Origin of the sequence: Clostridium sp. MB05, from assembly GCF_046581255.1 — a bacterium.
Classification (GTDB): Bacteria; Bacillota; Clostridia; order Clostridiales; family Clostridiaceae; genus Clostridium.
Map to the genome: position 1 here is coordinate 162,501 of NZ_CP174370.1, position 12,500 is coordinate 175,000.

The 12,500-nt window shown below is 36.7% G+C and carries 4 protein-coding genes and 4 rRNA genes (2 of these 8 cut by a window edge); all 8 read right to left on the reverse strand.

The genetic code is table 11. From position 1 onward, the window contains the following. Window positions 1–1,418 (reverse strand): 23S ribosomal RNA (locus ACH36K_RS00815); it reaches 1,489 nt to the left of the window's first position. Between the two features lie 242 nt (window positions 1,419–1,660). Continuing rightward, window positions 1,661–3,176: ribosomal RNA gene (locus tag ACH36K_RS00820) — 16S ribosomal RNA — on the reverse strand. Together the 16S and 23S rRNA genes form the textbook arrangement of a ribosomal RNA operon. 446 nt (window positions 3,177–3,622) lie before the next feature. Then, window positions 3,623–4,711 (reverse strand): glucose-1-phosphate adenylyltransferase subunit GlgD, encoded by a 1,089-nt coding sequence (gene glgD, locus ACH36K_RS00825; protein WP_411169159.1) that lies wholly within the window; start codon window positions 4,709–4,711, stop codon window positions 3,623–3,625. Between the two features lie 16 nt (window positions 4,712–4,727). Then, entirely contained in the window at window positions 4,728–5,888 is a 1,161-nt protein-coding gene (locus ACH36K_RS00830; RefSeq protein ID WP_411169160.1) for a glucose-1-phosphate adenylyltransferase, read from the reverse strand. Between the two features lie 199 nt (window positions 5,889–6,087). Then, window positions 6,088–8,523, reverse strand: coding sequence for a glycogen/starch/alpha-glucan phosphorylase (locus ACH36K_RS00835; protein ID WP_411169161.1), 2,436 nt, complete (start codon window positions 8,521–8,523; stop codon window positions 6,088–6,090). Window positions 8,524–8,546: 23 nt separating this feature from the next. After that, window positions 8,547–9,980 (reverse strand): glycogen synthase GlgA, encoded by a 1,434-nt coding sequence (gene glgA / locus ACH36K_RS00840; RefSeq protein ID WP_411169162.1) that lies wholly within the window; start codon window positions 9,978–9,980, stop codon window positions 8,547–8,549. A 292-nt stretch (window positions 9,981–10,272) separates the two neighbouring features. Further along, window positions 10,273–10,389, reverse strand: a 5S ribosomal RNA gene (gene rrf / locus ACH36K_RS00845). A 55-nt stretch (window positions 10,390–10,444) separates the two neighbouring features. Then, window positions 10,445–12,500, reverse strand: a 23S ribosomal RNA gene (locus tag ACH36K_RS00850); it runs 850 nt beyond the window's last position.

The window sequence follows — 12,500 nt, forward strand, 5'->3', positions numbered from 1 at the left end:
ATTGTCCATCACCTACGCCTTTCGGCCTCGGCTTAGGTCCCGACTAACCCTGGGCGGACGAGCCTTCCCCAGGAAACCTTAGATTTTCGGCCTGTAAGATTCTCACTTACATCTCGCTACTAATGCCAACATTCTCACTCGTAATCAGTCCACCGCTCCTTACGGTACGACTTCAGCCCGATTACGACGCTCCTCTACCGCTCAAGTTAAACTTGAACCCGTAGCTTCGGTGGTAAGTTTGAGCCCCGGACATTTTCGGCGCAGGATCTCTCGACTAGTGAGCTATTACGCACTCTTTAAATGAGTGGCTGCTTCTAAGCCAACATCCTAGTTGTCTTAGAAATCCCACATCCTTTACCACTTAACTTACACTTTGGGACCTTAGCTGACGATCTGGGCTTTTTCCCTTTTGACTACGGATCTTATCATTCGCAGTCTGACTGCCGGACTCATAGTATATGGCATTCGGAGTTTGATAAGGTTCGGTAAGCGATATGCCCCCTAGCCCATTCAGTGCTCTACCTCCATTACTCATATCCGACGCTAGCCCTAAAGCTATTTCGAGGAGAACCAGCTATCTCCGAGTTCGATTGGAATTTCTCCGCTATCCACAGCTCATCCCATGCTTTTTCAACAGCAACGTGGTTCGGTCCTCCACGGGGTTTTACCCCCGCTTCAACCTGGCCATGGATAGGTCACCCGGTTTCGGGTCTACGGCATGCAACTAGTCGCCCTATTAAGACTCGGTTTCCCTTCGGCTCCGTACCTTAAGTACTTAACCTTGCTACATACCGTAACTCGTTGGCTCGTTCTACAAAAAGCACGTCATCACCCTCATAAGGGGCTTTGACCGGTTGTAGGCACACGGTTTCAGGTTCTATTTCACTCCCCTCCCGGGGTTCTTTTCACCTTTCCCTCACGGTACTGCTTCACTATCGGTCATCAGGTAGTATTTAGCCTTGGGAGGTGGTCCGTCCCTGCTTCCCACAAGGTTTCACGTGTCTCGTGGTACTCTGGATCAGAACTCTAAACTTCTTCGTTTCACTTACGTGTCTATTACACTCTATGGAGCAACTTTCCAGTTGTCTTCAGTTACAAATCAGTTTATTTAATGTTCTGTCCGCAACCCCAGAGATAAATCTCTGGTTTGGGCTCTTTCCCTTTCGCTCGCCGCTACTAAGAAAATCGATTTTTCTTTCTCTTCCTCTAGGTACTTAGATGTTTCAGTTCCCTAGGTTTACCTTTCTGCAGCTATTTATTCACTACAGAATACATGGGGTTTCCCATGTGAGTTCCCTCATTCGGAAATCTTCGGATCACTGGCTATGTGCGCCTACCCGAAGCTTATCGCAGCTTATCACGTCCTTCATCGGCTCCTGATGCCAAGGCATTCACCATGTGCCCTTTGTAGCTTGACCTTTATGGTTTTATAAATTACAAAGTTATTCACAAAGAATATTTTTGGCTTGTTGTCACTTCTCAATTAACGTTGTTAATTAAAGTTGTTTTTATTCATGTGCAATTTTCAAAGAACAATAAGATTACAAACGTAATCTTATATTGAAGGATTTTGGTCCTTCAAAATTGAACAGAAGTTAAGTTTAAACCTTCTTCTAAACTTATACTAGATAAGCATCTTGCTTACTAGATTTCTCCATAGAAAGGAGGTGATCCAGCCGCAGGTTCTCCTACGGCTACCTTGTTACGACTTCACCCCAATCGCTGACCCTACCTTAGGTCGCTGCCTCCCTTACGGGTTAGCTCACGAACTTTGGGTATTGCCAACTCTCATGGTGTGACGGGCGGTGTGTACAAGGCCCGGGAACGTATTCACCGCGACATTCTGATTCGCGATTACTAGCAACTCCAGCTTCATGTAGGCGAGTTTCAGCCTACAATCCGAACTGAGACAAGTTTTATAGTTTGGCTCCACCTTACGGTATTGCGTCTCGTTGTACTTGCCATTGTAGCACGTGTGTAGCCCTAGACATAAGGGGCATGATGATTTGACGTCATCCCCACCTTCCTCCCGGTTAACCCGGGCAGTCTCGCTAGAGTGCTCAACTTAATGGTAGCAACTAACAATAGGGGTTGCGCTCGTTGCGGGACTTAACCCAACATCTCACGACACGAGCTGACGACAACCATGCACCACCTGTCATCCTGTCCCCGAAGGGACTTCCTCGATTAAGAGTAATGCAGGAGATGTCAAGTCTAGGTAAGGTTCTTCGCGTTGCTTCGAATTAAACCACATGCTCCGCTGCTTGTGCGGGCCCCCGTCAATTCCTTTGAGTTTTAATCTTGCGACCGTACTCCCCAGGCGGAATACTTAATGCGTTTGCGGCGGCACAGAGGTCATGACAACCCCTACACCTAGTATTCATCGTTTACGGCGTGGACTACCAGGGTATCTAATCCTGTTTGCTCCCCACGCTTTCGAGCCTCAGCGTCAGTTACAGTCCAGAGAGTCGCCTTCGCCACTGGTGTTCTTCCTAATCTCTACGCATTTCACCGCTACACTAGGAATTCCACTCTCCTCTCCTGCACTCTAGACTTCCAGTTTGAAATGCAGCACCCAAGTTGAGCCCGGGTATTTCACATCTCACTTAAAAATCCGCCTACGCTCCCTTTACGCCCAGTAAATCCGGACAACGCTCGCCACCTACGTATTACCGCGGCTGCTGGCACGTAGTTAGCCGTGGCTTCCTCCTCAGGTACCGTCATTATCGTCCCTGAAGACAGAGCTTTACGATCCGAAGACCTTCATCACTCACGCGGCGTTGCTGCATCAGGGTTTCCCCCATTGTGCAATATTCCCCACTGCTGCCTCCCGTAGGAGTCTGGGCCGTGTCTCAGTCCCAATGTGGCCGATCACCCTCTCAGGTCGGCTACGCATCGTCGCCTTGGTGAGCCGTTACCTCACCAACTAGCTAATGCGCCGCGGGCCCATCTTATAGCGGATTTCTCCTTTAATTGCTTCTTCATGCGAAAAAGCAATGTTATGCGGTATTAATCTTCCTTTCGGAAGGCTATTCCCCTCTATAAGGCAGGTTGCCCACGTGTTACTCACCCGTCCGCCGCTAGGTTTGTTTCCGAAGAAACTCCCCTCGCTCGACTTGCATGTGTTAGGCACGCCGCCAGCGTTCGTCCTGAGCCAGGATCAAACTCTCAATAAAAAGTTTAATCTCTTTGCTCAAATTACTTTGAGTCTTAATTTTAAGACGTCTAAAAGAATTGCTGGTTTGTTTACTTAACTTATATTCTGTTCAATTTTCAAAGACCATTTTCTTCGTCGCCCTCAAGCGACTTTCTTATCTTACTATCTTCAAGCTAATTTGTCAACATTTTTTTATAAACATTTTTTATCAATATTTTTAATATTACTAATGTTTAATGAAAATGTTTCTCGCCCGAAGACATAAAATATAATATCATGTTGTTTATTTTTAATTCTAAGTATATTTTTTAAAATAGAGTTATTTTTATAACTTTTCTATAAATTTATTTATTTTCCTCTTTTTTTCTTATATTGATACGTGTGGAGTAGTTGTTCTATGTATTATACAAGATAATTATAAAAACCATATAAATTCAGTATATATGGTTTTTATATATCTATCTATTAATTTATAGCGGGATAATTATTATATCCATTTATAATATTATTCTCATTTATTTTATTTCCTAAATTTAATATAGTATTATTTACTATGGCGTTATTTTCTATTATACAACTCTCCATTATAATACTATTTCTAACTATAGCTCCCTTTTTTATTTTTACTTTTCTTCCAATTATACAGTTTTCTACTTTACCTTCTATATATGATCCATTTGCTATTATTGAATTATCAACTTGACTTTCTTTTGAATAGTATGTTGGAGCTTCATCCTTTTGTTTTGTGTATATAGGATTATTATCATAAAATAATTCCTTGTTTATTTTTTCATCTAGAATTTCCATATTTGTATTAAAGTATGCGTTAACTGAATTTATGCAAGCTAAATAACCACTAAATTCATATGATCCTACTTTTAAATTTTCTATATTATCTACTATATACTCCTTCACTTTCTTATATAAACCAGTAGTTATGCTATCCTTTATTATATCTATAAAGAAACTTGTTTTCATTATATACATTTCCATATTTATATTAGTGTTCTCTTTTCCATACTTAATCTTTTCTATAGATTTTACTTTTCCTGATTTATCTAAATTTATTTCTTCACAATTTAAAATTTTTTCATTAATCTTATTTAGTTTCTTATATATAATTGTGATATCATCTCCTGAATTTTTATGATTTTCTAAAGCCTTTTTATAATCTATATTACAAATCATATATGAAGGAGCTATTATTATATATTCTTTTCTACTATACTTTATAAATTCTATATTCTCTATAAATCCATGTATATCATCATATAATGGATCATATTCGCTATAATTAAAAACTCTTAATCCGTTGTTTTTTCTATGCAAATCCCATGGTCTACCATTACTTAAATGTTTCATAAGATAATAAGATTTCTTCTTTGTAAATATGCCTATACACTCTACCCCTGAGTTAGTTAAATTTGATAATACGAAATCTATTATTCTATATCTTCCTGCTATAGGCATTGATGATATTGTGTTATACCTAATTAGCTCTCTTACTCTCTCTTCACTTTCATCTAAATTTATTATTCCTATACAATCTTTCATGTATTTTCCTCCTAACTTATAATACTTCAGCTGGTTCTAATGTAGTCCCACTTTTAAGTTCTTCTCTAGAAGCTATAACAGCTATTTTATTACCGTCTCCGATTTTACATCCTCTTCTTATTATTGCATTACTTCCAACTATAGCTTTGTTTATAATTACATCATCTTCTATTTTTGCATCAGGCATAATTACAGAATCTTTAATTATGGAGTTTTTACCTATACTTACTCCTTGAAATAATACTGAATGATTTACTTTCCCTTGAATATTACACCCTTCAACTATAAGAGATTCTTTAACTTCTACATTATGCCCTATATATTGTGCTGGTCTTGCTATGTTCTCAGAATATATTTTCCATTCGTTATCATATAGACTCAATTTATTATCTATATTTAATAAATCCATATTAGCTTCCCATAAGCTTCTTATTGTACCTACATCCTTCCAATATCCATCAAAAGGATATGCAACTAACCTCATTTTCTTACTTAACATATTTGGTATAATGTTTTTTCCAAAATCATTACTAGAGTTTATGTCATTTTCATCATCTTTTAGAAGTCTTTTTAATACACTCCAGTTAAATATATATATCCCCATAGATGCTTTTGTACTCTTTGGATTATTTGGTTTTTCTTCAAATTCATATATTGATAAGTCCTCTCTTGTGTTCATTATTCCAAATCTACTTGCCTCTTTTATTGATACATCTATTACAGCTATTGTTGCATCTGCCCCCTTTTGCTTATGAAACTCTAGCATTTTATCATAGTTCATTTTGTAAATATGATCACCAGATAGTATTAGTATATACTCTGGATCATATCTATCTACATACTCAATATTTTGATAAATAGCATTTGCAGTTCCCTTATACCACTTACCACCCTTTTCACCCTGATATGGTGGTAATATTCTTACACCTCCATCTCTCCTATCTAAGTCCCAAGGTGCTCCTATCCCTATATGAGCATTTAGCTCTAATGGTTTATATTGAGTTAATACTCCCACCGTATATATACCCGAATTAGAACAATTACTTAATGGAAAATCAATAATTCTATATTTCCCTCCAAAAGGCACTGCTGGTTTAGCTAATCTTTTGGTTAACACTCCTAATCTTGATCCTTGTCCTCCAGCTAAAATCATTGCTACAATTTCTTTTTTACCCATCCTATCCTACTCCCTTAGCTTAGTTATATATTAATTTTATTAAATTCTAAAAGTATTTCTTTATATAAATATGAGTAAGATTTTAGTTATATGTTATGTAATAGTATTTTTTAAAAAACACCTAGTAAACTTCTTATTCTAAAAAAATTTACTAGGTGTTTTAATAATTTAAAAATCTTTATATAATACATGCTCTTCTCTATAAATTTTTATATAGTACATCTGATCCCCAAATTCCAGTAGCATATTCTTTTATGGTTCTGTCTGACGAAAATATTCCTGAGTGAGCTATATTTACTCCACACATCTTCTGCCAATTATACTTATTATTATATAATTGATTTACTCTTATTTGTGCTTTTATATAACTATCAAAATCTTTTAATACAAAAAATTCATCATTATATTTCAGTAAGCTATCATATATTACTCTAAATTTTTCTTTATCATATGAATAAGTTCCATCAATTAAGCTATCTATAACTCTTTTTATCCTAAAATCACTATTATATATATCCCATGATGAATAGCCACCATTTTTATAATAATTTAAAACCTCATTTGCAGTTAGCCCAAATATTACTATATTATCATCTTTAACTTCATCCTTTATCTCAATATTAGCTCCATCTAAAGTTGCTATTGTTAATGCTCCATTCATCATAAATTTCATATTAGATGTGCCTGATGCTTCTTTTGTAGTTGTTGATATTTGCTCACTTAAATCTGTTGCTGGAATTATTTTTTCAGCCAATGAAACTCTATAGTTTTCCATCATAACAACTTTTATTTTATCTTTTACCCTATGATCATTATTTACTTTATCAGCTATAGATGTAATTAATTCTATTGTATTCTTTGCCAATAAGTAACCAGGAGCTGATTTGCCTGCAAAAATAAATGTTCTTGGATTTATATCCATATTAGGGTTTTCTATTATTTTATTATATAAGTCAATTATTCTTAGGCAATTAAGTGTTTGCCTTTTGTAAGCATGTATCCTTTTTACTTGAACATCAAAAATTGAATAAGGATCTACTTGAATACCTGATGAATTATATATATCATTAGCTAATTTTATTTTATTATTTAGCTTTATATTATGAAGTTTTTCTAATACGCTATTGTTGTTTAAGTGCTTTTCGAAGGAAATTAAGTCCATTGGATGTCTTATAAATCCTTCACCTATGGTTTCTTTTAATAGATTCGTCAATTCTGGATTAATTTTTAGTAACCATCTTCTATGAGTTATTCCATTGGTTTTATTATTAAATTTATTGGGATATAAATAATAGAAGTCTGACATTTCTTTTTTCTTAAGTATTTCTGTATGAAGCTTAGCAACTCCATTTACACTATGGCTTCCCACTATGGCTAAATTGGCCATTCTAACAAATCCATCTCCAATTATAGCCATCCTGGATATCTTATCCCATTGTCCTATATATTTATTCCATAATTCCTTACAATATCTTTCATTTATTTCTTTAACTATCATATATATTCTTGGCAATATTTTTTTAAACATATTTATTGGCCATTTTTCTAATGCTTCTGCTAAAATAGTATGGTTTGTATATGAAATTGTATTTTGAGTTATTCTCCAAGCCTCTTCCCATGATAATTCTTCTTCATCTAATAATATTCTCATAAGCTCTGGTATAGCTAGTGTCGGGTGAGTATCATTTATATGAATTGCTACTTTTTCATCTAACTCAAGTATATTATTATTATATTTTTTATAATATCTTATTATACTTTGTAATGCTGATGATACAAAAAAGTACTGTTGTTTTAACCTTAGCATTTTGCCTTCATAAAATGAATCTTCAGGATATAGAACTAAAGATATTGATTCAACTGAATTTTTATACTCTATAGCTTTTAAAAATTCTCCTCTACTAAAGGATGAGAAGTCAAACTCATTACTAACAGGTTCAGCGCTCCATAATCTTAATGTGTTAACAACTTCATTTTTATACCCAACTACAGGAGTATCATATGGGATCGCTAAAACAGGCTCATAGTTTACATGTGTAAACATTAGCTTCCCATTTACAGTTTCAACCTTTACATCTCCACCAAACTTTACTACTTCAGCCTTATCTCTTTTTTGTATTTCCCATACATTCCCTGATCTTAACCAATTATCAGGAACTTCTACTTGCTTCCCATCTATAATTTTTTGCTCAAAGAATCCATATTTATATCTTATGCCGCATCCATGTCCTGGAATGTTTAATGATGCCATTGAATCTAAGAAACATGCAGCTAATCTACCTAATCCACCATTTCCAAGTCCTTGATCTTGCTCTAAATTCTCAAGCTCATCTAAGTTTATATTTAAATCCTTTAGAGCTTCTCTACATATTTCTCTTATTCCTAAATTCATTAAAGAATCTCCTAGTAATCTCCCCAAAAGAAACTCCATAGAAAAATAATATACTTGCTTTTCACCAGTACTTTTATATCTGTTATTTGTATTTAACCATTGTTCTGCAATATAATCTCTAACAAGCCCCCCTAAGGCCTCATATTGTTGTTCTTTTGTACCATCTTCTAATGTTTTTCCATGTATCTCTAAAAATTTTCTCCTATAATCCTTTTTCAAGGAATCTCTATTTATATCTAGCATAATTTTCCCTCCGCTAAGATAAATTATCTATTAATTACATCTATATATAGTTCTTTATACTCTCTTGCTGATTTTTTCCAGCTATTATCAGATTTCATGGCCTGTTCTACAAGTGAACTCCAAATATTTTTATCATTATAAATATTTAATGCATATTCTGATATATTTATTAATTCACTACAATTATAATTTTTAAACCCAAAACCGTTACCTAAGCCACTATATTGATCATAGGGAGAAATTGAGTCTTTTAGCCCACCTGTTTCTCTTACTATTGGTAATGCGCCATACCTCAAAGCTATAAGTTGACCTAATCCACACGGTTCAAATAGTGATGGCATTAAAAACAAATCTGATCCAGCATATATTTTATGCGCTAGCTCATTGTTAAACTTTATATTTACAGATACCTTATCATGATATATATAATTGAACTTACTTAAAGTTTCTTCATAATCTTTATCTCCAGTACCTAGAATAACTAATTGTATATTTTTTTGTAGTATCCTATCGAGAGCATTTATTATTAAATCACAACCTTTTTGATGAGTTAACCTAGATACCATTCCAATAACTGGTATATCCTTGCTTACAGGTAATCCCAATTCCATTTGTAAGCATTCTTTATTAATTTGCTTGTCCCCTATATTTTGCAGAGAATAATTTTTATATATATTTTTATCAGTTTCAGGATTATACTCATCATAATCTATACCATTTAAAATTCCCTTTAAAGCACAACTTTTATACTTAAGTAATCCTTCTAACTTTTCTCCATATTCAGCAGTCTGAATTTCTTTTGAATAAGTATTACTAACTGTAATTATCTGATCACAATAATTAATACCACCTTTAATAAAACTAACTCCCCCATATAATTCTATGCTTTTATTGAAATATGCTTCATAATTATACCCAAGTAATTCTGGTAAAATCTCTGGTGAAAAAGTTCCTTGAAAAAGTAAATTGTGTATAGAAAAAAATGTCTTTATATTTGTGTACATGTCTCTATTTTCATATTCAAATTTATATATAACAGGTATCATTCCAGTTTGCCAATCATTACAATGTATTATATCTGGTATCCAATTCATTTCTCTTACAAATTCTAAAACTGCTTTATTAAAAAAAATAAACCTTTCTGCATCATCATAATATCCATATAAATTATCTCTATTAAAGTAATATTCATTATCTATAAAGTAATATTCTACATCTTTATATATACAATTAAAAATCCCACAATATTGCCTTCTCCATCCTACATCAACAAAAAAATATTTTATAAACTCTAAATTTTTACTAAATCCATAATTCATATTTTTATATTTAGGTACTATAACTCTTATTTCTACTTCTTCATTATTTAATGCCTGAGGTAATGCCCCAATCACATCCCCAAGTCCTCCTGTCTTAATAAATGGATCTGCTTCAGATGCTACCATTAATACTCTCATACAATAACCTCTCCTATGACTTAAAATTTATACCATATTAAAATGTATGAAAATTATTAAATAGTATTCTTAGTAAAACTTTTTATGTAAATAAAAATAGGAGCAAACCAAGTAAATGATTAAACTCCTTCTATATGATTTATAGTTATGCTTAAAATAATTATCCACAAGATATCTAAAATTATTAACATTTCTTTTAATATTTTTATAAAATTGTTAATAATTTGTTTTTATAAATTTATAAAAACAAATAAAAAAGACTTAAGAATTTAATTCTTAAGTCTTTTTAATGACCTGGCAACGTTCTACTCTCCCACACAGTTTCCCATGCAGTACCATCGACGCTGTAGAGCTTAACTTTCCTGTTCGGAATGGAAAGGAGTGTTTCCTCTACGCCATCATCACCAGATATCAGAGTGTTCTCTGAAAATTGCACATGAATTATTGCCAAAATCTTTTAATTATTGGTCAAGCCCTCGACCTATTAGTATCAGTCAGCTAAATATGTTACCACACTTACACCTCTGACCTATCAACCTTGTGTTCTTCAAGGGGTCTTACTAGCTTATGCTATGGGAAATCTCATCTTGAGGGGGGCTTCACGCTTAGATGCTTTCAGCGTTTATCCCTTCCCGACTTAGCTACCCAGCCATGCTCTTGGCAGAACAACTGGTGCACCATAGGTCAGTCCATCCCGGTCCTCTCGTACTAAGGACAGCTCCTCTCAAATTTCCTACGCCCGCGACGGATAGGGACCGAACTGTCTCACGACGTTCTGAACCCAGCTCGCGTGCCGCTTTAATGGGCGAACAGCCCAACCCTTGGGACCTACTACAGCCCCAGGATGCGACGAGCCGACATCGAGGTGCCAAACCTCCCCGTCGATGTGGACTCTTGGGGGAGATCAGCCTGTTATCCCCGAGGTAGCTTTTATCCGTTGAGCGATGGCCCTCCCACGAGGTACCACCGGATCACTAAGCCCGACTTTCGTCCCTGCTCCACTTGTGGGTGTCGCAGTCAGGCTCCCTTCTGCCTTTGCACTCTTCGAACGATTTCCGACCGTTCTGAGGGAACCTTTGGGCGCCTCCGTTACTTTTTTGGAGGCGACCGCCCCAGTCAAACTGCCCACCTAACAATGTCCCGTCACCAGATTCATGGCGTCCGGTTAGAATCCCAATACTGTCAGGGTGGTATCCCAAGGATGACTCCACTAAGGCTGACGCCCTAGCTTCTCAGTCTCCCACCTATCCTGTACAGACAATATCGAAACTCAATGCTAAGCTACAGTAAAGCTCTACGGGGTCTTTCCGTCCAATCGCGGGTAGCGAGCATCTTCACTCGCACTACAACTTCGCCGGATTTGCAGTTGAGACAGTGCCCAAGTCATTACGCCATTCGTGCGGGTCAGAACTTACCTGACAAGGAATTTCGCTACCTTAGGACCGTTATAGTTACGGCCGCCGTTTACTGGGGCTTAAGTTCACACCTTCGCTTGCGCTAAGTGTTCCCCTTAACCTTCCAGCACCGGGCAGGCGTCAGCCCCTATACATCAGCTTACGCTTTAGCAGAGACCTGTGTTTTTGCTAAACAGTTGCTTGGGCCTATTCTCTGCGGCCTGCTCTCGCAGGCACCCCTTCTCGCGAACTTACGGGGTCAATTTGCCTAGTTCCTTAACTGCAATTCTTCCGATGGCCTTAGGATTCTCTCCTCATCTACCTGTGTCGGTTTGCGGTACGGGCACTACTTCTCTCTCTAGATGCTTTTCTTGGAAGCATGGAATCAGATACTTCAGCCAAATTGGCCTTCCCCATCACACCTCAGAATTGCTAAGACGGATTTTCCTGTCTTAACTCCCTAAATGCTTAGACTAGCATTTCCAATCGCTAGCACATCCTATCCTTCTCCGTCACACCATCGATAATAACGATAATAGTGGTATTGGAATATCAACCAATTGTCCATCACCTACGCCTTTCGGCCTCGGCTTAGGTCCCGACTAACCCTGGGCGGACGAGCCTTCCCCAGGAAACCTTAGATTTTCGGCCTGTAAGATTCTCACTTACATCTCGCTACTAATGCCAACATTCTCACTCGTAATCAGTCCACCGCTCCTTACGGTACGACTTCAGCCCGATTACGACGCTCCTCTACCGCTCAAGTTAAACTTGAACCCGTAGCTTCGGTGGTAAGTTTGAGCCCCGGACATTTTCGGCGCAGGATCTCTCGACTAGTGAGCTATTACGCACTCTTTAAATGAGTGGCTGCTTCTAAGCCAACATCCTAGTTGTCTTAGAAATCCCACATCCTTTACCACTTAACTTACACTTTGGGACCTTAGCTGACGATCTGGGCTTTTTCCCTTTTGACTACGGATCTTATCATTCGCAGTCTGACTGCCGGACTCATAGTATATGGCATTCGGAGTTTGATAAGGTTCGGTAAGCGATATGCCCCCTAGCCCATTCAGTGCTCTACCTCCATTACTCATATCCGACGCTAGCCCTAAAGCTATTTCGAGGA